The organism is Baekduia sp. Peel2402 (assembly GCF_052567285.1).
In genome coordinates this window covers 1829144-1852304 of record NZ_CP199582.1, presented here as the reverse complement: position 1 = coordinate 1852304, position 23161 = coordinate 1829144, and the positions used below count along the sequence as shown (strand labels likewise).

The window sequence follows — 23161 nt, the reverse complement described above, 5'->3', positions numbered from 1 at the left end:
CGGGGGATCGGGGGACGCGCCGGTCAGAACGCCGCCTCGTTCAGCAGTTCCGCGCGCTCCTTGCCGGTGGCGAACAGGTGGCGGTGTACGAGCACCAACCCATCGAGGTCGTGGACGTCGCCGTCGAGGTGGGGGATGAGGATCGGATCGTCGTCGCCGACCGCGTCGCGCAGCCCGGCGATCGCCGCGGCGTCGCGCGCGGCCAGCGCCCGGAACTCCGCAAGCGTCTTCAAGGCCTTGCGCGCCAGCGCGGGCTCCAGGCCGGGGACGGCGGCTGTGGCGTCTGACCCGGGCGGCTCCTCGGCGGCCAGCGGGTGCACGCGGTTGACGATCAGCCCGCCGAAGGGCATCCCCGCCTCGCGCAGCTTGTCGCGGAAGAAGACCGCCTCGGCGACCGGTTCGCGCTCGGGCGAGGTCACGATCAGGAACGTCGTCGCCGGGTCGGCGAGCAGCTCCTTGACGCCGCTGGCACGCTCGCGGAAGCCGTCCAAGACCACCGACAACGCCGCGAAGAAGACCTTCAGGTCGTTCAGCAGGTCGACGCCGGTCAGCCGGCCCAGGACGCTGAAGACCACCGACGTCCCCCGCCCGACCACCCGCGCCGCCAGCCCCGACGGCGCCAACAGCACCCGCAGCGCGCGGCCTTCCAGGAAGCCGGTCAGCCGGTCGGGCGCGTCGAGGAAGTCCAGCGCGTTGCGTGACGGCGGCGTGTCCAACACGATGACGTCGAAGCGACCCGAGCGCTCCAGGTCATACAACTTGGCGACCGCGGTGAACTCCTGCGACCCGGCCACGGCGCTGGACAGCTCGCGGTAGATCCGGTTCTCGAGGATCTCGTCGCGTGTCGCCTCGTCGGGCGCCAGCCGCGCGATCAGCTCGTCGAAGGTCTTCTTGGGGTCGAGCATCATCGCCCACAGCTGGCCGTTCATCACCAGGCCATGGCCGGCGAAGCGCGCATCATCCACGCGCCGCGGCTCGGACCCGAGCTGCTCGATGCCCAAGGCGTCCGCCAGCCGCCGTGCGGGATCGATCGTCACCACGCAGACCCGCGCGCCCTGCGCCGCCAGCCCCATCGCGATCGCGGCCGAGGTGGTGGTCTTGCCCACGCCGCCCGAACCGGCGCAGATGACCACCCGGCGATCCGCGAGGCGATCGACCAGGTCGCTCATCGGACCAGCTCCTCGCCGAGCCGCGCGATCGCCGTCCCGTCCAGCCCATCGGCCGAGAAGGCAAACGGCAGCGTCCGCACCGGTGTCCCGCCGACGGCCCGTCGCAGCCGCGCCAGCTGGGAGCGGTGCGCCCGCGCCCGGGCCGCCTCCGCGCGCGCGGCGCGGACCGCCCGCGACGGCGGCGCCGTCTCGAGGGTCGCGACCTCCGCGCCGCGGAAGCGCTGCGGCAGCACGCCGTTTACGACGATCGCCGCCAGCGGCTGGCCCAGCTGATCGTCCAGCGCGTCGCGCAGCGCGAGCGTCTCGTTGACCGGCATCTCCTCGGCGGTGCAGACCGCGATGACTGCGGTCTGTTCTGGGTCGGCGACCATCGCGTGGATGATCCCGCCTTGGCGCGCGATCGGGCCCATCCGGGCGGCGTCGGCAAATGTGCCGGGCGCGGTGAGCACCGCGACGCCGTGGCCGGTCGCCGGCGCGTCGAGGATCACGAGGTCGTAGGGGTGGGCGCCGGGCGTGCGGCGGTCCGGCTGGGCGAGCTCCCAGACCTTGCCGACCGTCAGCAGCTCGCGCAGGCCCGGCGTGGCGGCCACGAGGTAGGAGAACATCCGCGACGAGGCCAAGACGTCAGAGACGCCGCGCGGCAGCTGGTCCTTGACGTACTCCTCCAGCGCGGACTCGGGGTCGATCGAGATGTGGTGCAGGCCGTCGCCGAGGTCGCGTTCGACGAACGTGCCGGTGGAGGGCGGGTGGGGGCCGGCGGAGGGTGGGTGGGCGCCGTCTTGGGCGAACGCCCGCGAGACGTCGTCCCGCGCGCTGACCTCGGCCACGATCGTGCGCAGCCCACGCGCCGCCGCGGCGGTCCCGAGCGCGGCCGCCACGGTCGACTTGCCGACGCCGCCCTTCCCGGTCACGACGACCAGCGGCTTGGTTAAAAGATCCCGCATCCGGAGGCTTTGACCCTACTGGCGTCCAGAGTTGGGTGGACATGCTCAAGGCTATGGAAAAAACGCCGATGCGGCGATGACCATGTCCTTTTCGCCCGGCATCCCGCAAGGAGCACCGACGCTGGCCGAAGTCCTGCTTTCGCGGACGTTCGCCCGGCCTGTCAAGCCGTTCGCAGACGCAGAGCTGCTGCAGGCCCTTGCCCATCCGACCCGCGAGTCGGATGCTGCGCCTTCTCCAGACGCCGTCGCCAAGTCGGCGAAGTCGTCTGGCTCATATTCATCTGACGGCAAGAAGCCGGAGTCGACATCCGGGGATGACGTCGCCTCTTCCCCTTCGTCGGACAGCGGCCCTACGACTGGAAGGGTCGACGTCCGCGTCTAGACGAACGGCTTAGCGCCGGTCGTCACTCTTCGCCATCCCAATAGCCGCATTGCTCGATGCGGCCGATGACCCCGACGCCGCACAAGTACACCTTGTCGTTGTCGGGGTAGTACACGATGTCGTTGGGCACGTTGGTTCCCCACGTCAGCAGCTCGAGCCCGCGGTCGCCCGCGATGAAGGAGTGGGCGACGCCGGTGCCGGGCGGGCGCGCGATCACCGAGCCGCGGCGGACCGCGAAGCGGTCGTCGCCGAGGCGCACGTCGCCTGCGCCCCCGAGCACGACGAACAGCTCCTCCTCTGCGCCGTGGCAGTGGTGCGGCGTGCCGTGCGCGTCGGGCGCGATCCGCACGTGGCGCAGGCCCGTGGTCTCGGCGCCGAGCATGCGGCCGATCCGGCGCGTCTTCTGGTGCACCTTGCCGCGGTGGTCCTCGGACGGCGGGACGTCCTCCAGCGCAGTGATCGTCGGCGGGCGCTGCGGCGTGTCGGCGTCCGGGAGCGGGAGCGGGCCCGCGGCGGCCTCGGCGCCGTAGGGCGACTCGACGTCGGCCGGCAGCCAGCGCGGGCCGACGCGCATCACCTGCGCGTGCGGAAGCCACGTGATGTTGGACTCCGCGCGCGGCCCGAAGGCCAGGACCGTCAGGCCGTTGGGACCGGCGATCAGCGTGTGCGCCTCCTCGTGGACGCGGTGCAGCAGGCAGTCGCCCTCGGCGATGGCGTAGGTCTGGCCGTCCTGCCAGGAGCGGCCGTCGCCCGCCAGCACGTAGTGGTGCTCCTCCTCGTCGGCGTGGACGTGGGCCGGCGTGGCGCGGCCGCCGGGCGGCAGCTCGAAGAGCCCGACGCCGGCGCGGAACGAGCCGGCGGCGCTGCCGAGGTCGCGGACCCGCGCGCGGATCTCGCCCGCCACGCCCTCCTCGACCTCGACGTCATCCCAGTGGATCAGGTTCGGGTGGTCCATCCGCAGCCGATGCTAACCGGGAGGAATCGGCCGGGTCGTTGCGAATACCGGCCTCGATGGGACTCGACCCACAACTCCGGCCTTCCGCCCAGAGGGAGACAGCAGCATCATGAAGGTGATCGCCTTCGCCAATCAGAAGGGCGGCGTCGCTAAGACGACGACGACCCTGAACCTCGCCGTCGCGTTGGCCGAGAAGGGCAACCGCGTCCTCTGCATCGACATGGATCCTCAGGGCAACCTGACCATGTCCCAGGGCATCGACCCCGACACGGTCGAGACGTCGATGTACGACGTCCTCGTCCACCACGTCCCGATCCGCGACGTCATCCGCAAGCGCGAGATCGACGTCGCCTGCGCCTCGATCGACCTCGCCGGCGCGGAGATCGCGATGTCCGCCCAGATCGGTCGTGAGCGCTCGCTGGAGAAGGCGCTCAAGCCGATCGCCGACGACTACGACTTCGTCTGCATCGACACGCCGCCGAGCCTCGGGCTGCTCACGATCAACGCCCTCACGGCGGCGAACAAGGTAATCGTCCCCGTGCAGTGCGAGTATCTGTCGATGCGCGGGCTCATCCAGCTCCAGAACACGCTGCAGATGATCCGGGAGAACCTGAACCCGGACGTCCAGATCGAGGGCATCCTGCCCACGTTGATGGACACGCGCACCGTTCACGCCAAAGAGGCCATCGAGATCCTGGAAGAGAACTTCGGGGACCGGGTCTTCGCGTCGCGGATCAAGAAGACGATCCGATTCGCGGAGGCGCCCGTCAAGGGCATGTCGGTCCTGAAGTACGATCCGGACGGAGTGGCTGCACAGTCCTATCGCGATCTCGCGACGGAGGTTCTCGCCAATGGCCAGCGGTAAGCGCGCCAGCATGAGGGAGGGCCCGTTGGCGGCGCTCTTCCGCCGTACCGACGAAGACGCGCCCGAGCAGGCGACGCCGAACGCGCCCCAGGCGGCCGCGCCGAGCGCCGCTGCGCCGAGCGACGTCGCCCCGCAGACGTCCGCGGCGCCGGCCGCCGAGCCTGCGCGCCCGCAGGCGGTCCAGCAGCCCGTGCTGCCGGAGACGCCGTCCGCGCGTGTCGAGCCGCCGACGCCGCCCGCGGCGCCGAGCGAGCCGCAGGCCACGCAGCACTCGCCGCTGCCGGAGGCCTCCGTGCCGCCGGTCACGCCGGCTGCCGAGCGTCGTCGCGAGCCCGACCCGCTGCGCGACAGCGGTCCGGCCGAGCCGCCCGCGCACCCGCGCGAGACCGGCTACCCGCACCCGTCGCTGAGCGAGGGCCGCGCGTCGGCGCAGGAGCGCCTGCGCAACGCCTTCGGCACCGAGCTGCCGGACGACATCCTCGCGCCGGCCGTTCCGGAGCCCGCTCCGGCTCCGGCCGCGCGTGCGCCCGAGGCCGCTGCTCCGGCGCCCGCGCCGGCAGCCCCGGCTCCGGCCGCGCCCGCTGCGCCTGCCGCGGACCCGTTCGCGCGCAGCGCGCCCGCCTACGACGAGTCGCCGTGGGGCGCGAAGGTCGCCGGCTCGCCGGTGATCCGCGTCGTCGGCGTCGGCGGCGCCGGCGTCAACGCGGTCAACCGCATGGTCGAGGCCGAGGTCCAGGGCGTCGAGTTCCTGGCCATCAACACCGACCTGCAGTCGCTGCAGCAGTCGACCGCCGACATCACGCTCCACATCGGCCCGCAGGTCACGCGCGGGCTTGGCGCCGGGTCCAACCCGGACCTCGGCCGTCAGGCCGCGATGGAGGAGTACGACCGCATCAAGTCGCTCATGAAGGGCAGCGACATGGTGTTCATCGCCGCCGGCTCCGGTGGCGGCACGGGCACGGGCGCCGCCCCGATCGTCGCGCGCATCGCGCGGGAGATCGGCGCGCTGACCGTCGGCATCGTCACCAAGCCGTTCGGCTTCGAGGGCTCCCGCCGCTCGCAGCAGGCCGACGTCGGCATCGAGGCGCTGCACAACGAGGTCGACACCCTCATCGTGGTGCCGAACAACCGGCTGCTGTCCGTCCTGGACAAGCACACGTCGATGGTCGACGCCTTCCGCGTCGCCGACGACGTCCTGCGCCAGGGCGTGCAGGGCGTGTCGGACCTGGTGACGCTCCCGGGCATCATCAACCTCGACTTCGCCGACGTCCGCACGATCATGTCGGAGGCGGGCGCGGCGTTGCTCGGCATCGGCATGGGCGTGGGCGACAAGCGCGCGCTGGAGGCGGCCGAGCAGGCCGTGTCGTCGCCGCTGCTGGAGACGAGCATGGAGGGCGCCCGGTCGATCCTCCTCTCGATCACCGGCGGTCGCGACCTGTCGCTGTGGGAGGTCAACGAGGCGGCCAAGGCCGTCGCGGCGGCCGCGCATCCCGACGCGAACATCATCTTCGGCGCGATGGTGGACGAGAAGCTCGAGGACCAGGTCTGGGTCACGGTCGTGGCCACGCGCTACGGGGACGCTCCCAAGCGCCGCCCGACGCAGCCGATGGAGGAGCCGGCGGGGGAGCCGCGCGTCGCGCGCGTCTCGCATGAGCCGGCCGCACCGCGCCGCGAGCGGATCACCGCGTCGCGTGGTGGCGTGGTCAACGACCTCGACGTGCCGGAGTTCCTGCCGCGTCGCTAGGCGACACCGAGATGCAGCACTTCGAGGGCCCGCGCCGATCGCGGGCCCTCGGTCGTTGGGCGGTGCGCCTTTTGGTGATCCCGTGGCTGGTGTGGGCGATCATCCGCACGTTTGGTCTGGAGGGCGGGACGCGCCTGGTCCCGCTGATGACGTTCAGCCCGTACGTGGGGTTGGCATCGTTCATCCCGTTGGTGGTGGCCTTGGTCGCCCGACGGTGGGTCGTGGCGGGCGTGGCGCTCGTCGTCTGCTTGGCGTTCGCGTTCGCGCTGCTGCCGCGGGCGTTGGCTGGCCCGCAGCCCGAGGTCGACGGGCCGCAGATCCGCGTGATGACCGCGAACCTGTTCGTCGGCGCCGGGGACGCGCGGGAGGTCGTCCGGCTCGTGCGCAAGCAGGACGTCGACGTGCTCGCGCTGGAGGAGCTGACGCCCGAGGCGCTCGCGCGCCTGGACGCCGCCGGCCTGAAGCGGCTGCTGCCCCATCGCGACGCCGACGCACGCCCGGGCGACGCCAGCGGCTCCGGCCTCTTCTCGCGCCTTCCCATCGAGCAGCGCAAGCCCTACAACACGCTGAACCGCAACGCCGAGCCACGCGCGCTCGTCCGCGTGCCGGGCGCGCGGCCGATTGACGTTCAGGTCATCCACCCGCCGCCGCCGATCCACGGCTGGACGCCGATCTGGCGCCACATGCTCTCCGAGCTGCCGCGGCCGGGGGAGGGCGAGCTGCGGATGCTCGCCGGCGACTTCAACGCGACGCTCGACCATCAGCAGTTCCGTGACCTGCTCGGCGGCGACGACGGCTACGTCGACGCCGCCGACGCGGTGGGCAAGGGCTATGACACGACGTGGCCGGCGGGCCGGGACTTCCCGCCGGAGATCACGATCGACCACGTGCTGATCGACCCGCGGATGCGGGCGGACGACGTGTCGGTGCACGTGGTGCCGCGGTCGGATCACCGGGCGGTGATCGCGAGAGTGCGGGTGCCGCGGTAGTTGGTGGCGCGGGTTGTGGCTGGCGTTCAGTTCGGGGCGTTGAGGGTTGTGCGTTGCGTTGGAGAGGATCCGGCGAGGGAGTGAGAGCGCTGTGGCGTGGCGACCGCTGTCGGTCGTCCTCGGGCGTCTGGCCGGGCTCGGGAGGGGCGGTTCGGGGCCGAAGGGTCGATCCGGGTCGCCTAATGGTCGATATACGACGCTTATTCGACCCGGACCCTGGCGGTGCTCCATAAGGAGCCGGTTTCGGGATGCGGGTCGAGTTGACCGGCATAGTTGCGGTCAACTCGACCCGGACCCATCCTTTCGGCCCCGAACGCTCCCCCCGCGCCCGAGAGACAGCCCGAGGACGACACCAAGCGCCGGCCACGCCCACCCGGCTTCACTCCCTCGCCGCCCCTCTCCAACGCCCCGCACCCACCACCCACGCCGCGCACCGAACGCCACCAACGCCCGCGCCACCAACGCCCGCGCCATCCGGCGGGCAGCGCCCTACGCCGCCCGCCCCGACCGCGCCGCCAACCACTCCCCAAACGCCCCCGCCGGCATCGGCCGGCCCAACTGGTACCCCTGCGCCAAATCGCACCCCGCATCCCGCACCGCGAACCACGCCCGCGACGACGCCACACCCTCGGCGACAACGACGAGATCCAGCGCATGCGCCAGCGCCACGATCGAGCGGACGATTGCCGCGTCCTCCGGCGACTCGGCCATGTCGCGGACGAACGACCGGTCGATCTTCAGCGCGTCGACGGCCAAGTGCTTCAAGTAGGCCATCGAGGAGTAGCCGGTCCCGAAGTCGTCCAGCGACAGCCTCACGCCCAACTCCTTCAACTCGTGCAGCACGCCGATCGGCCCGACCGCGTCGGCCATCACGACGTCCTCGGTGATCTCCAGCTCCAGCGCGCGAGGCTCCAGGCCGGATTCGCGTAGCAGCGCGGCGACCTCGGCGGGGAGGTCCGGGTCCATCAGGTTGGTGACCGACAGGTTGACCGCGACCGTGAGGTCGTTGCCGTCCGCCCGCCAGCCTGCGCAGGCGCCGATCGCCTGCTCCAGCACCAGCAGCGCCAGCGGACCCATCAGGCCCGCGCGCTCGGCAAGCGGCAGGAACGCGGCTGGCGGCATCAGCCCGTGCTCGGGATGGCGCCAGCGCACGAGCGCCTCGGCGCCGGTGACCGCGCCGGTGCGCGTGTCGGCCTGCGGCTGGAAGTGGACCTCGAGCTGGCTGTCGTCGATCGCGCTGTGCAGCTCGGCGGTGAGCGCCAGTCGCGCGGGGGAGTGGCGGTCGCGCTCGGGCGCGTAGACCTCGATGCCGGTGCGGTGCGTCTTGGCCAGGTGCATCGCGACGTCGGCGCGGCGCGCCAACCCGGTCGCGTCGGTCGCGTGGCGCGGCGCCAGCGCGATGCCGATGTTCGCGCCCAGCCGGATCGCCAGGCCTTCGACCTCCAGCGGCGCCTCCAGCAGCGTGCGCAGGCGGCGCCCGACGGCGTTGGCGTCCTCGGCGGCGTCGCCGGTCAGCAGGACCGCGAACTCGTCGCCGCCGACGCGGGCGAGCAGGTCGGCCTCGATCGCCACGTGCTCCAGGCGCTGGGCGACGAGCCGCAGGACGAGGTCGCCGGCCTGATGGCCGAGCGTGTCGTTGACGTCCTTGAAAGCGTCGACGTCAAGCAGGATCAGCGCGGCGCGCGCGCCGCTCTCGGGCAGCGCGATCTCCAGGCGCTCGTGCAGCGCGCGGCGGTTGGCCAGGCCGGTGAGGTCGTCGGTGAGCGCGCCGTGGCCGGCGACGTCCAGCTCGGGCAGCGCGCCCGGCGTGGGGAGCAGCGCCGGTGCGGAGGAGAGCGTGGCGCGGCCTGAGGCGGCGCGGGCGGGCGGGGCGGATGCGGTGGCCGTGGTGCGGGTCGTCACCCACAGGGCCGGCACGCCCAGAGCCAGCGCGATCAGCGTGCCGGCGACGTCGGAGTTCAGGAGTCCGCCGAACAGGAGCGCGGCCAGGAGGGAGGTGGCGAGGAGGAGGGGAGGCCACCAGGTACTTCGTTGTCGGAGGGGAGGGAGCATGCCATGGAGCATCACCGCTCAAAGCGGTCTAGACCACCGGTGAGGCAGGGGGTTCTCGGCCGCACGCGGTCCTCCACCGATCGGGGGAGTGACGGGGTCAGCCGATCGGCAGGCGCGCCGCGACGGTCGTCCCTCCACCGGACGCCCCTTCGCCGAGCGCCAGCGTGCCACCCACCGCCTCGACGCGCTGGGCCAGCGACGCCAAGCCGATGTGGCCGTTCATCGGCGCCTGCTCGACGGCGCGCGGGTCGAGGCCGACGCCGTCGTCGGCGACCTCCAGCAGGACCATGCCGTCCTCGCGGCCGACGAGGACGTTGACGTGATCGGCTTGCGCGTGCTTGGCGCAGTTGTTCAACAACTCGCGCGCCAAGGACATCACCAGCTCGTCGCGCAGCCCGGTGGCGGCCGGGTCGACCGTGACCTCCGCGCGGAAACCGCCCTGGCGCGCGGCCTGGTCGGCAGCCGCCTGCATCGCCGCTTCGAGACCACCATGTTGGAGGACGACCGGGTGCAGCGCGTGGACCGCCTCGCGCAAGAGCTTGACCGCGCGCTCGACGCCCTCCCGCGCATAGCCGAGCATCTCAGTGCGCATCGCGTGGGAGGACTCTTCGGTCGCGGCCTCGACGAGGTCCTGGCGCGCGGCCAACAGGTCCTGCAGCGCGCCGTCGTGCAGCTGTTCGGAGATCCGCTGGCGGACGCGCTCCTCGGCTTCCAGGTTCTCGGCGACGAGCCGGCCGCGCAGCGTCGCCAGCGCGGCGATCTCAGTCTCATGGCGCGCGCGCTCGATCGCCGTCGCCAGGAACGAGCCGAGTGCGCCGAGGAACGCGATGTTGGTCTCCGGATCCTCGACGCCCGGTGCGTAGGTGTGCGCGGTGAGCGCGCCCCACGGCTCGTCGCGCCCATGGATCGGCAGCACCATCGTGCAGCGCAACCCGTGCTCCTTGAGGATGCCCGTGTAGGGCAGCTCGGTCTCGAGCTCCCAGTCGGGGACGACCATCGGCTCGCCGCGCTCCATCGCGACCCGCACGAGCGACTCGCGATCGTGCGGGATCGCGATCCCGCCGTGCGTGGCAGACACGTTCGGGACGCCGAGGCTCGCGGCGCGCGCGTAGCTGCCGTCGGACTGCAAGGCGAGGATGGTCACCATGTCGGTGCCGAGCGCGTCGATCGTGACGCGGCAGACCTCCTCGAACAGCAGCCGCAGGTCCGTGCCGGCCAGCGCGAGCTGGCCGAGCCGCGCGATCTCCTGCTGCTGGCGGCGGATGTTGCGATCGCGCGTGACGTCCATGACCGTGCCGCGGACGACCTCCTCGTCGCCGCGGTGGTCCGTCTCGCCGCGACTGAGCAGGATCCGCTGGCGGCCCTTGGCGTCCAGCCACGGGTACTCGAGCTCCCACTGCGTGATCCCGTCGTCACCGGGCGTCCGGACGTGGCGGCGCAGGTTCGGGTCGTCCTGGTTGAGCCGCTCCCAGAACGCCTCCAGGCCGATCGGCCCCTCGGACGGATCGCGATCGTAGACGCGGTAGGTGCCGGGCGACCAGACGACGAAGCCCGTCGTCGGGTGCAGCTCGAAGCTGCCGATGCCCGCCACCCGCTCGGCCGCCTCCAGACGCCGCTCGTTCTCGCGCAGCGCGGTGATGTCCTGAGAGGTCCCGCGCAGGACCGTCGGCTGGCCATCGGCATCACGGTCGAGCTCTAGCAGCGTCCAGATCACGCGGCCGCGCGGCTGGACCATCTCGTACTCCAGCTCGTGCACGCCCGGCTCGGCGAAGAGCTTGTCAAGCGCCTCGTGGACGCGGTGGTGGTGCTGGGGGGAGATCCGCGGCAGCAGCGCGCGCAGGCCGAGCGGCGCGTCGCGCTCGGGGTCGAGCTCGAGGATGTTGTACATCTCGGGCGAGTAGGTGAGCCTGCGGGTGCGCAGGTCACGCTCCCAGGAGCCAACGTGCGCGACGCGCTGCGAGCGCTCCATCCGCGAGACCGCCTCGCGCGCCCCGGTGATCGCCTCACGCTCGGAGGTGAAGTCGTGGGCGGCGACGTAGGTAAAGCCGTCCTCGTGGCGAGCGGTGACCGAGCTCCAGCGCAGCCAGCGCCAGCTGCCGTCGACGTGGCGGTAGCGGTTCTCCAGCGATCCCAGGTCGTTCTCGCCCGCGCGCAGGCGGGTGACCAGCGCGATCGTCTGCGGCAGGTCGTCGGGGTGGACGAGGTCCATCAGCGACGTGCCGATCAGCGATTCGGGGCTGCGGCCCAGGACGTGCTCCCAGGCGGGGTTGGCGGCCTCCACCAGGCGGTCCGGACCGATCACGGCGAGCAGGTCGCGCGAGACCTCGAAGAGGATCTGGATCTGCTGGGCGGGGCGCGCCTTCACTCCAGCAGACCTGCCCGCATCGCCGAGGCCACCGCCGCCGCGCGGTCAGACACCCCGAGCTTCTCGTAGAGCGACTGGAGGTGCGTCTTGACCGTCGAAGGGCTGAGGTGCAGCTGCCGCGCGATCTCCGGCGCCGAGCCGCCTTCCGCGATGAGGCGCAGGACCTCCTGCTCGCGTGGGCTGAGGACGGGGCGCGACTCGGTCTCGCGCAGCTGGATCTGCGCCGCGAGGCCGGACTGGATCTCCGGCGAGAGGACGGTCTGGCCGCGGGCGACGGCGACGACCGCGTCGAAGATCGTGGCGCGGTCGGCCTCCTTGGAGAGGTAGGCGGCGGCGCCGAGCGCGACCGCGCGGTAGACCAGCTCGGAGTCGACGTGAGCGGACAGAAAGACGACGCGTGTGGAGATCCGCTCGCGGGCGATCGCGTTGAGGACCTCGGTGCCGGTCAGGCCGGGCATGCGCACGTCCAGGACGGCGACGTCCGGCGTCAGACGCCGAATCTCGGGCAGCGCCGTACGCCCGTCAGCCGATTGGCCGACGAGCTCGAGGTCGGGACGTTCCTTGATGGCCCGGACGAGGCCTTCGCGGTACATGGGGTGGTCGTCGGCGACGAACACCCGTACGCGGCTCATGCCGCCTTATAACTGGTCAACGCAGGGCGAGCAAGCGACGACAGATGTCGTCCCGGGAGAGGTCCTTGCTCAGGAGCGTGTGGACCCCGGCGGCCTCGGCGGCCATCGTGAGCTCGTCCGTGTTGCTGCCCGTGAGCAGGACGACGATGATGCCGCCCAGCTCGTTGAGGCGGCGGGCGACCTCCAACCCGTCCAGCTCCGGCATGCGGACGTCGAGCAGCGCGATGTCGGGCGAGGCCTCGCGGATGACCTCGAGCGCTTGGGCGCCGTCGGAGGCTTCACCGACGAGATCGAGCGTGCCGAAGCGCCGGATGGCTCGGGCGAGGCCCCGGCGGTACGTCTCGTGGTCGTCGGCGATCACGACGCGCATGGTCTCGCGTGCGGTGGGCCGCTGCCCGCCCGCATCCATCGCGGCTACAGCGGGATACAGCACACCCCTCATTTCGTCGGGATCAGGTCAAGCGCGCTATCCACCGATCGGATGGTCCAAAGGGGGATCGTCGCAGTCGCCATGCGGAAAGACCGGACGATTTCCGCGGAGAGGTTCGTGCGAGGATGCCGCGTCGATGGGAGGGATCGTCGCTGCGGGGCACCCCGCGTCCGCGGAGGCGGGCGCTTCTGTCCTGCGCGCCGGCGGCAACGCGGTGGACGCGGCGGTGGCGGCGTGCCTGGCCTCGTGGGCGGCCGAGCCGCTGCTGACCGGGCCGGGCGCCGGCGGGTACCTGCTGGTCGCCGGCGGTGGCTGGGAGCCGGTGCTGCTCGACTTCTTCGTGGCGGCGCCGAGCGGGCCGGCGGAGGGGCGCGAACGGGCGTCGCTGGTCCCGATCGACGTGTCGTTCGGGGACGCGATGCAGGTCTTCCACGTCGGCGCGTCGTCGGTCGGCGTGCCGGGGACGCCGAGCGGCCTTGAAGACGCCGTGCGTCGCTGGGGGTCGCTGCCGCTGGCCGACCTCGCCGCCCCGGCCGTCGCGCTCGCCCGTGCGGGCGTGGAGCTCAACGAGGCGCAGGCCTACATCTTCGAGATCCTCGAAGGCATCCTGCTGTCGACGCCCGAGGCGACCGCCGAGTTCACCCGCGACGGCCGCGCGCTGCGCGCGGGCGAGATCTTCCGCAGCGAGGCCCTCGCGGAGACGATCGAGCGCTTCGGCGTCGACGGCGCGGCGCCGTTCATGCGTGGCGACGTGGCGCGGGTGATGGTCGAGTGCGTGGCCAACGGCGGCGGGACGCTCTCGTTGGACGACCTCGCCGCGTTCGCGCCGGTCGCGCGCTCGCCAGCTGAGGTGCGCTACCGCGGCCGCCGCGTGCTGACCAACCCGCCGCCCTCGGCCGGCGGGACGCTCCTGGCGGTCGCGCTCGCGCATCTCGACAGCGCCGACGCTCCGACGCCGGCTGCGTTGGTCGAGGCCATGGCCCGCGCCCAGGCGGCGCGCACCCCGGAGTTCGACGCGCAGCTGGGGAGCACGACCCACATCAGCGTGATCGATGCTGCCGGTCACGCTTGCGCGGTGACGTGCACCAACGGCGAGGGGTCCGGTCTGGTCGTGCCGGGGACGGGCATCCACCTCAACAACATCATGGGTGAGGAGGACCTCAACCCGCTCGGCTTCTTCACCGCCCCGCCTGGGCGGCGGATGCCGTCGATGATGGCGCCGACCGCGGTGATCGGCGACGACGACGAGGTCCAGGTGGTCCTCGGCAGCGCCGGCTCGAACCGCATTCGCTCCGCGATCCTTCAGGTGATCACCGGGGTCATCGACCACGACCTCGACGCTGGCGCGGCCGTTGAGGCGCCTCGCCTGCATCTCGAAGGCACGACCGTCTACGCCGAACCCGGCATCGACCTGTCGTCCTTGCCTACGGCCTACACCCTCGCGCCGTTCCGCTCTCGCAACCTCTTCTTCGGCGGCGCTCAGGCCGTCGAACGCGACCCCCGCACCGGAAAGCTCTCCGGTGCGGGGGATCCCCGCCGCGGCGGGGCGTCCGCTCGCGTCTAGCGCGTCACCGCGAACGCCTGGCGGCTGACGTTCGTGTCGCCGTCCGCGTCGCGGACCGTGAGCCGGACGTACTTGGTGTCGGCGTTCTGGAACGTCTTGACCAGCTTGCAGCCGGTGATGGTCTCCCAGACCGTCGAAGCGTCCTGGTTCTCAAAGGACCAGGTGCAGGTGAGCGTGCCATCGCCGGTCGAGCGGGTGCCGTCGAGGGTGACCGCCTGGCCGACACGGGCATTGCTCGGGATGGTCCACACGGCCTTCGCCGGCTTGTCGGCCGGGGTCGTCGGAGGCGGCGTGGTGGGCGTCGTCGGCGGCGTGGTCGGCGTCGACGTACCCGGGTTGATGCCGCGGTCCTTGCCGTCAGAGGCGTTGGCCTTGCCGGGTGAGCCGGCCTTGAGCGCCCAGCCGGCGTAGGTCGTGGGGGCGGTGCCGCCGGCGAAGACCGGTGTTCCGGTGATGGCGTTGGTGCCCGTGCTGCCGCTGGTGAACAGGTTGTAGGACACGGTGCATGCCGAGCAGCCGCTGGCGTTCAGCGAGCCGTTGATGACGATGTTGTCGCGCGAGACCATGTTGCGGTTGGGCGAGGAGTCGCCGCTGACCACATAGGTGTTGACGTCGATGTTCTTGGTGGTGTTGTGAATGAACGTCGAGCCGTTGTGGTGGCCGAACTGGACCGCGGGGCGGTAGTCGCCGCTGCCCACCATCACGTTGTTGCTGACGTTCTCGCGGTCGCCGCCGTCGGGCGCCATGAGGATCGTGTCGTTGCCGTAGAAGTAGTTGCCGACGATCTGCGTCTGGCTGGAGCCGTAGAGCTGGATCGAGTCGACGTGGCGGCTGTAGCCGCCCTGCCGGATCCCCGAGAACACGTTGCCCGGGCCGATCTTCACGCCGGTCGCCGCGCCGATGATCTGCACGCCGTCAGACTCGCCGGCGTTGCCGAAGTGGCTGTTGGTCACGGCGACGCCCATCGGCGTCGTCGCGGCCTTGCCCGTGCCGCGCACGGTCAGGCGACCCTCGTAACAGGTCGAGCAGGCGCTGATGGCGTCGAACGTGTCCTTGTCGAACACGATGTTGGCGTTGGACATCGCCGAGCCGTCACCGACCGTCGTCATGCCGGTGAAGCGGCTGTTGGAGATGGTGATGTTCTTGCTCGTGCCGGCGATGGACGCGCCGGTGACGGTCAGGCCGTCGAGCTTGAGGTTGGTCGCGCTGGTGAAGCGCGGGTTGATCTGGACCGCGGCGCCTGACTCGGGCTTGATCGTGACGGTCGACGCCTTGGCGGCGCCCGCGAACGAGCCGTAGTTGCCGGCGGCCAGGTAGATCGTGTCCCCGCCCTGCGCGGCGGAGAACGTGCTGGCGAAGTTCGCGGTGGTCGCGTGCCGGTCGGCGGCATTGGCGGAGCCCGCGGCGAGCAAGCCGCCGAGCATCGCGAGGGAACCGACAGCGAGCGCTGTCGGGAGAGAACGTGCGGTGAGCACGACAAGTCCTCCGGTCTATGACGGGGTTGGGACAGGGGTCGCCTTCGGGACGCCGTGCCGCGCGCAGCGCGAAGCGGCCGTCTCGAGGCGGACTGGTTGACTTGGACACGCGGGAAGTCCGAAGACCCCCTGCCCCGCGTGTCGGATAGGGAGGTTCTACCACGCAAACCGAGCGTTCAGCCATCCCTCGTCTGGGGCAGGTCATGTCGGCCGAACAGCGCGCCCTGTGCAAAACGCGTCAATACCTAGGGATCGGTCACCAAACGTCTCTGTACGGCTGATGCACCGTCTGGATGAGCGCCTATGGTGCCAATCGGTCACCGATGTCCGGTAAGGGACATTCGAAGTAAATAGCTGGTCACAACGCCGTGCCGACCACCGCCTTTCTCCTCGCCCTCGGCGCCGCCGTCCTGCACGCCACGTGGAACCTGCTGCTCGCCGGCGCGCCGGATCCCCGCGCGGCGACCGCCGCGGCGTTGGCGACCGCGCTCGTCGTCTTCGCACCCGTTGCCGCGCTGGCCGGCGGCGTAGACGGTGCGGCGATCCCGTACGTCGTCGCGTCCGCGGCGCTGGAGACCGCCTACTTCCTGCTGCTCTCCGCGGCGTACCGCTCCGGCGACCTCTCCGCCGTCTACCCGGTCGCGCGTGGGGCGGCACCCGTGCTCGTCCTGCTGGCCGGCATCGCCGGCCTCGGCGGGCAGGTCGGTGCGCTGCAGGTCCTCGGCGTGGTCCTGGCGGGCACGGGCGTCGTCGCGGTGCAGCGCGGGCACGAGACGGCGATCGTCCTCGCGCTGGCAACCGCGGCGACGATCGCCGGCTACACGCTCGTCGACCACGCCGGCCTGCGCCACGCGGACCCGCTGCCCTACCTGTGGCTGGTGACCGCGCCGAGCGCGGTGCTCACGGTCGCCCTCACGGCGCGGGAGCAGGGCGCGCCCGCGGTCGTCGCGGCGTTCACGCCCCGGACGGTCGTCGCCGGCCTGGCGACCTTCGCCGCCTACGGGCTCGTCCTCGCCGCGCTACAGCGCGCGCCGGCCGCGCCGGTGGCCGCCGTCCGCGAGACGAGCATCGTGCTTGCGGTCGCCGCCGGAGCGCTGCTCCTGCACGAGCCAGTCGGCCGTCTTCGGTGGGCCGGGGCGATCGCGGTGACCGGCGGTGTCGCCCTGGTGGCGCTGGGCTAGCGCCCACTCCGGCAGGATGGCCCTCGTGACGAAGCTCCCGCTCCTCGCCGCGCTGGCGATCGCCGCCACCCTGACCGCCTGCGGCGGCGGCCCGCCGGCCGACCTCTTCCTCGTCACCCGCTCGGGCTCGATCCCCGGCGCGAAGCTCACGCTGCGCGTGATCGACGACGGCGGCGTCTCCTGCAACGGCGGCACGCGCCACGACATCACGTCCGAGCAGCTGATCGAGGCGCGCGAGCTGCGGCGCGAGCTCGACGGCGACGACCACGCCAAGGACAAGGCCAAGCAGGAGGGCCTCGCCGCGCAGCGCATCAACCTGCCGCCCGGCAGCGTCACGACGCTCTCCTACCGCGTCCGCTCCGAGAAGGGCACCGTCGTCTTCAGCGACACCTCCGCCCGTCAGCCGCAGGCGTTCTACCGGATGGCGAAGCTCACCCGGGACCTCGCGCGCCAAGCGTGCGGCCTGCCGCGCTGAGCGCGCACGCACCGTATAAGCGCGCCTGATCCGTCAGGCAAGACATCGTCATCGTCGGCCGTCACCGGCCGTGCGACACTCGAACGCGTGTCCGCCCGCACCTGGTTCAGCCTCGCGATCACCGCCGCCCTGTGGGGCGCGAGCTACATGTTCATCAAGGTCGCCCTCGACGGCGACCTCAGCGAGGCGTTCATCATCTGCTCCCGGACGCTGCTCGGGGCGGCGATCCTGCTGCCGCTGGCGATCCGCTCCGGGGCGATCCCGATGATCATGGACCGCAAGCGCTATGCGCTCGCGCTGGCCGCGATGCAGGTCATCGTCCCGTTCGCGTTGATCACCTTCGGTGAGAACCACGTGCCGAGCTCGCTGGCCGGCATCCTCGTCGCCACCGCGCCGTTGTTCATCGTCTTGATCGCGATCAAGGTCGACCCCGAGGAGCGCTCCTCCGGCTGGGGCCTGGTCGGCGTCCTGCTCGGGATGGCCGGCGTCGTCCTGCTCTTTGGCGTCGATCTCTCCGGCGACTCCGAGACGCTCATCGGCGGCCTGATGGTCGTCGGCTCGGGCCTCTGCTACGCCATCGCCGTCCTGATCGCCAAGCGCGGGTTCACGGGCGTCCCGCCGGTCGGCGTTGTCGTCTCCAACCTCACGATCAGCGCGGTCGTCTACCTGCCGTGGGCGCTGGCGACGCTGCCCACCCACGATCCCGGCGCCAACGCGATCCTCAGCATGATCGCCCTCGGGGCGGGCGGCACCGGCCTGGCGTTCCTGATGTTCTACACCTCGATCGCTGAGATCGGCCCGGCGCGCGCGTCGATCGTCTCCTACGTCGCTCCGGCGTTCAGCGTGGTCTACGGCGTCACGCTGCTGGACGAGGACCTCACCGTCGGCACGATCGGCGGGCTGGTCCTGATCCTCGCCGGCTCGTGGCTGGCGGCAAGCGGCCGCCTGCCGGGCCGCGATGCGAGCCCTCAGGGTGAGGCTTCGCCGCTCAACCGAAGCGAACCTTCCCGTTCGACTGCGCCCGAGCCTGCGCGCGCTCGATGAAGTCCAAGCGCTTGACGGCGGCCCGGAACAGCCGCGTGAGCAGGCGCAGCCGCGCGTTCTCGGAGCGCAGGTCGAGCAGCCCCTGCTTGGCGTCGGGCCCGAAGTCGACGGTCGCCGCCATCTCGTAGGCGGTCAGCGGCTCGAGCACGTCCGCCTCGAGCACCTTGTCGGTGGCCTCCTCGACGAGGTCGCCGTAGGCCTCGTGCGCGGCGGCTGCGGTCTCGGCGTCCGGCGACTCGTCCTTGTCGTCCAGGAACTCGATCTCGCCGCTCGGGTAGGCGTGGTCGAAGCGCTCGGCGACGATCCGGAAGGGCCGCGTGCCGCGCGTGAGGATGTCGATCCGTCCGTCCTCGTGGCGCTCCAGGACCTCGGTGACCTCCATCGCGCAGCCGTTGACCTTGAGCCCGTCTTCGTCGGCCCAGACCAGGCCGAACTCCTGTCCGGCCTCGAGGACCGCGCCGATCATCGCCTTGAAGCGGTCCTCGAAGATGTGCAGCGGAACGATCTCGTACGGCACGGCGGCCATGCCGAGCGGGAAGAGCGGGAAGTCGTCGCGGTGCTCGCCCATGGATCCGATTCTAGGTCGGCCCCGTACCCGTCAGCGTGGCCGCTTCAACCGCCGTCGTCTGGTTCAGGCGCGACCTCCGCGTCCATGACCTGCCTGCGCTCGTCGCCGCGCTCGCGGACGTCGAGCGTGTCGTCCCGCTGTTCGTCTTGGACGACGCGCTGCTGCACGGGCGCTACGCCAGCCCGGCGCGTGCTCGCTTCATGCTGGGGTGCTTGCGCGAGCTCGACGCGGCGCTGCGCGAGCGCGGCTCCGGTCTCGTGATCCGCCACGGGACGCCGGAGCGCGAACTGGTGGAGCTCGCCCGCGAGGTTGGCGCCGAGGCGGTCTACTGGACCAGCGACGTGGCGCCCTACGCGCGCCGCCGCGACACGCGCGCCACCGAGGCCTTGGACGACGCCGGCATCGCGGCGCGGCCCCAGGGCGGCGGGTATCTGGTCGACGTCTCCAAGCCGCGAACCAAGGGCGCCGGCAAGCCCTACACGGTGTTCTCGCCGTTTCACCGCGCGATCGACGGCGTCGATCGGCGCCCGGTCCACCGCGCGCCCGACGATCTGCCGCCGCTGCCGAGCGGCCTGCGCAAGGGCCGGATCCCGTCCGCCGACACGCTGGGCATCGCGGACGACAGCGTCCCAGAGCCGGTCGTGCAACCGGGGGAGGACGCCGCCCGCGCCGCGCTGGACCGCTTCCTAGGGTCCGCCTTGGACGCCTACGACGCCAACCACGACGCGCTGAGCGGCGGCACGTCCGTGCTGAGTCCCTACCTGCGTTGGGGCTGCCTGTCGGCGCGCGAGTGCGAGGAGCGCGCGCTGCGCCACGGCGGCGAGGGCGCCCGCGCGTTCGCCCGCCAGCTCGCGTGGCGCGACTTCTACGCCCACCAGCTGCTGCTCTTCCCCGACAACGCCCACCACGAGTTCCAGGAGCGCTACCGCGGCGCGCTGAAGTGGGCGGACGACGACGAGGCGCTCGAAGCGTGGAAGACCGGCACGACCGGCTATCCGCTCGTCGACGCCGGCATGCGCCAGCTCGCGCAGACCGGCTGGATGCACAACCGTGCGCGGTTGGTCGTCGGCTCGTTCCTGACCAAGGACCTGCACATCGACTGGCGCGAGGGCGAGCGGCACTTCGCGCGCCTGCTGCTCGACGGCGAGCCCGCGCAGAACAACGGCAACTGGCAGTGGATCGCGTCGACCGGCGCCGATCCCGCGCCGTACTTCCGCCGGCTCTTTAACCCGATGACCCAGCAGAAGAAGTTCGACCCGGACGGGGAGTACGTGCGCCGCTGGGTCCCCGAGCTGCGCGACGTCCCGGACGCGCGGTTGGTCGAGCCGTGGACGATGAGCGACGAGGAGCAGGAAACCGCCGGCTGCGTGATCGGAACCGACTACCCGGCGCCGATCGTCGACCACGCGGAAGAGCGGCGCGTAGCGATGGCGCGCTACGGCGGGGCCTGACACGATGCCGCTCCAATGGACGAGCTCGCGGCTTATGAGCGGCGGTTCCGCGCTGCGGGCCTGCCGCTGCTGATCGAGGACTACTCCGCCAGCGAGGACATCTTCACGCGCGTCGCGCCGCTGCTGGCGTTCGTGGCGTTCTTGGAGGTCTTCGGCGCGGTCGACCTGACCTGGCCGTGGTGGGCCAACGTGCTGACCGTGCTCGGCGCGCTGGCCGTGATCCTCGGCGCGCTGGCGCTGCGCAACCGCGTGACCGGCCGCCCGCCGCTCGCGCTGCCGGAGAACATCGGTCTGCCCGAGCTGGCCGGCTTCGTGCTCGTCCCCGCGCTGCTGCCGCTGATCTTCAACCAGCAGCTCACCAGCGCCCTGGTCACCGCGCTGGGCAACATCATCATCCTGCTCGTGCTGTGGGGCGTGGTCGGCTTCGGGCTGCTGTCGATCGTCCGCTGGGCGGGCGCGCGCCTGGTCACCCAGCTCGTCGCCTCGATCCCGCTCGTCGCCCGCGCCGTGCCGTTGTTGATGCTCTTCGCGGTCGTCCTGTTCCTCACCACCGAGATGTGGCAGGTCTTCGCCGAGATGGACGACCTCGCGCTGCTGGCGATCTGCGTCATGTTGATCGCGATCGGCGCGCTGTTCGTGATCGGGCGGATCCCGCGCGAGGTCGAGGCGCTGGCGCGCGAGGCCGGGACCGACGCGCCGCTGCGCCGCGCCCAGCGGCTCAACGTCGCGATGGTGCTGTTCGTCAGCCAGTCCCTGCAAGTGCTGGTGGTCGCGCTGGCGGTGTTCGCGTTCTTCGTGGTCTTCGGGATGCTGGCGATCGACGACGGCGTCCTGGACGCCTGGCTCGGCCACCGCGGCCACGACGTCTTCTTCGTCACGCTCTTCGGCGTCGACGTCCATCCGAGCCACGAGCTGCTGCGCGTCGCGACCGCGATCGCCGCGCTCTCCGGCCTCTACTACGCGATCGCGGTTCTGATCGATCCGACCTACCGCGAGGAGTTCCTCGGGGAGGTCACGGGGGACATGAAGGTGACCTTCGCTGCGCGGTCTGAGTATCTCGCCCTCCGCGCCGGGTAGCGTCCTGAAGATGGAGATCACGTTCCTGGGCACGGGCATCATGGGTGCCCCGATGGCGCGGCACATCGCGCAGGCGGGGTACGCGGTGACGGCGTGGAACCGCACGGCCGAGAAGGCGCGGCCGCTGGCCGAGCACGGGGTGCGCGTCGTGGAGGACCCGGCCGAGGCCGCGAAGGACGCGGACGTCGTCGTCACCATGCTGACTGACGGCGAGGCGGTCGAGGACGTGATGGCCGAGGCCGCGCCCGCCGCGAAGGAGGGCGCGATCTGGTGGCAGGCGTCGACGGTCGGGGTCTCTGGCACCGAGGCGTTCGTGGCCCTCGCCGAGGACCACGGGCTCACGCTGGTCGACGCGCCGGTGCTGGGGACCAAGGGGCCGGCCGAGGCGGGGGAGCTGGTGGTCCTGGCCTCCGGCCCGAACGCGGCGATCGAGACGCTGACCCCGCTGTTTGAGGCCGTCGGGAGCAAGCTCCTGACCTTCCGCGAGGTGCCGGGCCGGGCGTCGAACTTCAAGCTGGTGATGAACCACTGGGTGCTGGCGCTGACCAACGCCATCGCCGAGACGATCGCGTTCGCCGAGGGCGTCGACATCAACCCGGCGTGCTTCTTGGACACGATCGCGGACGGGCCGCTCGACGTCGGCTACGCGCAGATGAAAGGCCCGGGGATGATCGGCAGCGACCTGCCGGTCGCGTTCCCGCTCAAGCACGCGCTCAAGGACGCGGACCTGATCTTGGAGGCGGGCGACCGCCACGCGCTGGACCTCGTGCTCGCGCAGGCGGTGCGCGAGCGCCTCGTCGCCGCGGCGGTCGAGGGCCACGGCGACCAGGACATGGGGATGGTCGTCGCGGCTGCGCGCGCTACTTCCGCGCGGTGATCATCAGGTTGTAGAAGATCGCCGGCGGGAGGCGCGGCTCCAGGAGCACGCGGTCGACGGCCTGGAGGCCGATGTAGCCGCGGAAGGCGTACATCTTCCACGCCCACGGCACGGTTTCGGGGTCCGCGGTCGCCTCCAGCGCGCGGTTGGCCCAGCCGAACCAGTTGGCCAGCAGCTCCTCGCCGCGGACGGTCACGTCGGCGAAGGGGACGTGCCTGGGCGCCGCGGCGAGCTGCTCGGGCGTGAAGGCGTGGACGTCGACCATCGACTCGAGCTGATGGTTCTCGGCGCCGCCGTCGAGGTTGCCCTCCGAGGCGGGCTGGGCGCGCATGATCGTCCGCCAGGCGGGGGCGAAGCGCGACGCGGCGCGCTTGGGGACGTTGGCGATGCGGTCGCCGTACTCGGACGGCTCGCCGGCGAAGACCGCGATGCCACCGGGCGCCAGCACGCGGTGGATCTCCCGCCAGGCCTGATCGAGGTCCGGCAGGTGGTGCAGGACGGCGTGGCCGAGGACGAGGTCGAAGGACTCGTCGGCGAACGGGAGCGCCTCGGCGTCGGCGATCTGCGCGGTGACGTCGAGGCCGAGCCGGTCGGCGTTAGCCGACAGCGCGTCGACCATGCCTTGGGAGATGTCGGTGCAGGTCGCCTCGCTGATGACGCCCGCCTGCAACAGGTTCAGGCTGAAGTAGCCGGTGCCCGCGCCGAGCTCGAGCGAGCGGTCAAACGAGCGCAGCTCACCGCCGAGCGCCTTGCGGAGCTTGCCCAGCACCTGCGCGCGGCCGATCTCGCCGAAGTCAATGCCCCACTTGGCGTCGTAGTCCGCCGCAGCACCGTCGTGGTACCGGGTGTTGACGTCGCGGATCTCCTCGGCGGTGGCGGTGGCGGCGGCAGGGCTCATGAGGCGCGGCATGCTAGCCCAGGC

The 23161-nt window shown here is 71.7% G+C and carries 20 protein-coding genes; 10 read left to right on the top strand and 10 right to left on the bottom strand.

The genetic code is table 11. The features are described 5' to 3' along the window. Positions 1 to 23 precede the first annotated feature (23 nt). The 3 genes from ACT01A_RS09055 to ACT01A_RS09045 form a co-directional block, all read right to left on the bottom strand. On the bottom strand, positions 24 to 1169 hold the full coding sequence (locus ACT01A_RS09055; RefSeq protein ID WP_445151916.1) for an ArsA family ATPase: 1146 nt from the start codon (positions 1167 to 1169) through the stop codon (positions 24 to 26). Further along, a complete protein-coding gene (locus ACT01A_RS09050) occupies positions 1166 to 2113 on the bottom strand; it encodes an ArsA-related P-loop ATPase (RefSeq protein ID WP_445151915.1) in 948 nt (315 codons plus the stop codon). Before ACT01A_RS09050 ends, ACT01A_RS09055 begins: the two co-directional genes overlap by 4 nt. Before the next feature lie 404 nt (positions 2114 to 2517). Continuing rightward, positions 2518 to 3450, bottom strand: a complete 933-nt coding sequence (locus ACT01A_RS09045; protein ID WP_445151914.1) for a cupin domain-containing protein — start codon at positions 3448 to 3450, stop codon at positions 2518 to 2520. Between the two features lie 109 nt (positions 3451 to 3559). Here ACT01A_RS09045 and ACT01A_RS09040 point away from each other — a divergent pair, with 109 nt between their 5' ends. The 3 genes from ACT01A_RS09040 (at position 3560) to ACT01A_RS09030 (ending at position 7048) form a co-directional block, all read left to right on the top strand. Then, positions 3560 to 4315 carry a ParA family protein gene (locus ACT01A_RS09040; protein WP_445151913.1) on the top strand — a complete coding sequence of 252 codons (756 nt, stop codon included), beginning with the start codon at positions 3560 to 3562 and terminating at the stop codon, positions 4313 to 4315. Positions 4316 to 4979: 664 nt separating this feature from the next. After that, positions 4980 to 6059, top strand: a complete 1080-nt coding sequence (ftsZ, locus tag ACT01A_RS09035; protein WP_445152815.1) for a cell division protein FtsZ — start codon at positions 4980 to 4982, stop codon at positions 6057 to 6059. A gap of 11 nt (positions 6060 to 6070) precedes the next feature. Continuing rightward, positions 6071 to 7048: an endonuclease/exonuclease/phosphatase family protein gene (locus ACT01A_RS09030; protein WP_445151912.1), complete on the top strand. Its 978-nt coding sequence runs from the start codon at positions 6071 to 6073 to the stop codon at positions 7046 to 7048. Between the two features lie 489 nt (positions 7049 to 7537). On the opposite strand, the gene ACT01A_RS09025 is transcribed toward ACT01A_RS09030, so the two are convergent. From ACT01A_RS09025 to ACT01A_RS09010, 4 genes are all read right to left on the bottom strand, one after another. Further along, positions 7538 to 9100, bottom strand: coding sequence for a putative bifunctional diguanylate cyclase/phosphodiesterase (locus ACT01A_RS09025; protein WP_445151911.1), 1563 nt, complete (start codon positions 9098 to 9100; stop codon positions 7538 to 7540). A gap of 97 nt (positions 9101 to 9197) precedes the next feature. After that, positions 9198 to 11465: a PAS domain-containing protein gene (locus ACT01A_RS09020; RefSeq protein WP_445151910.1), complete on the bottom strand. Its 2268-nt coding sequence runs from the start codon at positions 11463 to 11465 to the stop codon at positions 9198 to 9200. After that, positions 11462 to 12097, bottom strand: a complete 636-nt coding sequence (locus ACT01A_RS09015) for a response regulator (RefSeq protein WP_445151909.1) — start codon at positions 12095 to 12097, stop codon at positions 11462 to 11464. Before ACT01A_RS09015 ends, ACT01A_RS09020 begins: the two co-directional genes overlap by 4 nt. Positions 12098 to 12113: 16 nt before the next feature. Continuing rightward, the gene (locus ACT01A_RS09010) at positions 12114 to 12467 is read right to left on the bottom strand and encodes a response regulator (RefSeq protein ID WP_445151908.1); all 354 of its coding nucleotides are present in this window, start codon (positions 12465 to 12467) and stop codon (positions 12114 to 12116) included. Between the two features lie 196 nt (positions 12468 to 12663). On the opposite strand from ACT01A_RS09010, the gene ACT01A_RS09005 reads away from it, so the two are divergent. Continuing rightward, entirely contained in the window at positions 12664 to 14091 is a 1428-nt protein-coding gene (locus ACT01A_RS09005) for a gamma-glutamyltransferase (RefSeq protein WP_445151907.1), read from the top strand. Here ACT01A_RS09005 and ACT01A_RS09000 read toward each other — a convergent pair. Beyond that, positions 14088 to 15515: a PKD domain-containing protein gene (locus ACT01A_RS09000; protein ID WP_445151906.1), complete on the bottom strand. Its 1428-nt coding sequence runs from the start codon at positions 15513 to 15515 to the stop codon at positions 14088 to 14090. The genes ACT01A_RS09005 and ACT01A_RS09000 overlap by 4 nt on opposite strands. A 419-nt stretch (positions 15516 to 15934) precedes the next feature. Between ACT01A_RS09000 and ACT01A_RS08995 the strand changes: the two genes are divergently transcribed. The 3 genes from ACT01A_RS08995 (at position 15935) to ACT01A_RS08985 (ending at position 18266) form a co-directional block, all read left to right on the top strand. Next, positions 15935 to 16747, top strand: coding sequence for an EamA family transporter (locus tag ACT01A_RS08995; RefSeq protein WP_445151905.1), 813 nt, complete (start codon positions 15935 to 15937; stop codon positions 16745 to 16747). 25 nt (positions 16748 to 16772) lie between these two features. Next, positions 16773 to 17222 carry a hypothetical protein gene (locus ACT01A_RS08990; protein WP_445151904.1) on the top strand — a complete coding sequence of 150 codons (450 nt, stop codon included), beginning with the start codon at positions 16773 to 16775 and terminating at the stop codon, positions 17220 to 17222. A gap of 87 nt (positions 17223 to 17309) precedes the next feature. Then, positions 17310 to 18266, top strand: a complete 957-nt coding sequence (locus ACT01A_RS08985; RefSeq protein ID WP_445151903.1) for a DMT family transporter — start codon at positions 17310 to 17312, stop codon at positions 18264 to 18266. Here ACT01A_RS08985 and ACT01A_RS08980 read toward each other — a convergent pair. Next, on the bottom strand, positions 18211 to 18834 hold the full coding sequence (locus ACT01A_RS08980) for an LON peptidase substrate-binding domain-containing protein (RefSeq protein ID WP_445151902.1): 624 nt from the start codon (positions 18832 to 18834) through the stop codon (positions 18211 to 18213). The two genes, ACT01A_RS08985 and ACT01A_RS08980, sit on opposite strands and share 56 nt — an antisense overlap. 35 nt (positions 18835 to 18869) lie before the next feature. On the opposite strand from ACT01A_RS08980, the gene ACT01A_RS08975 reads away from it, so the two are divergent. Genes ACT01A_RS08975 through ACT01A_RS08965 form a run of 3 tightly spaced genes read left to right on the top strand, consistent with a single transcriptional unit; the run spans position 18870 to position 22239 of the window. Continuing rightward, on the top strand, positions 18870 to 20285 hold the full coding sequence (locus ACT01A_RS08975; protein ID WP_445151901.1) for a cryptochrome/photolyase family protein: 1416 nt from the start codon (positions 18870 to 18872) through the stop codon (positions 20283 to 20285). A gap of 15 nt (positions 20286 to 20300) precedes the next feature. After that, positions 20301 to 21362, top strand: a complete 1062-nt coding sequence (locus tag ACT01A_RS08970) for a hypothetical protein (RefSeq protein WP_445151900.1) — start codon at positions 20301 to 20303, stop codon at positions 21360 to 21362. Positions 21363 to 21372: 10 nt separating this feature from the next. Then, complete coding sequence (locus ACT01A_RS08965; RefSeq protein WP_445151899.1) at positions 21373 to 22239, top strand: NAD(P)-dependent oxidoreductase; 867 nt, start codon at positions 21373 to 21375, stop codon at positions 22237 to 22239. Here the strand turns inward: ACT01A_RS08965 and ACT01A_RS08960 are convergent. Then, on the bottom strand, positions 22223 to 23137 hold the full coding sequence (locus ACT01A_RS08960; protein WP_445151898.1) for a class I SAM-dependent methyltransferase: 915 nt from the start codon (positions 23135 to 23137) through the stop codon (positions 22223 to 22225). The two genes, ACT01A_RS08965 and ACT01A_RS08960, sit on opposite strands and share 17 nt — an antisense overlap. Positions 23138 to 23161 lie beyond the last annotated feature (24 nt).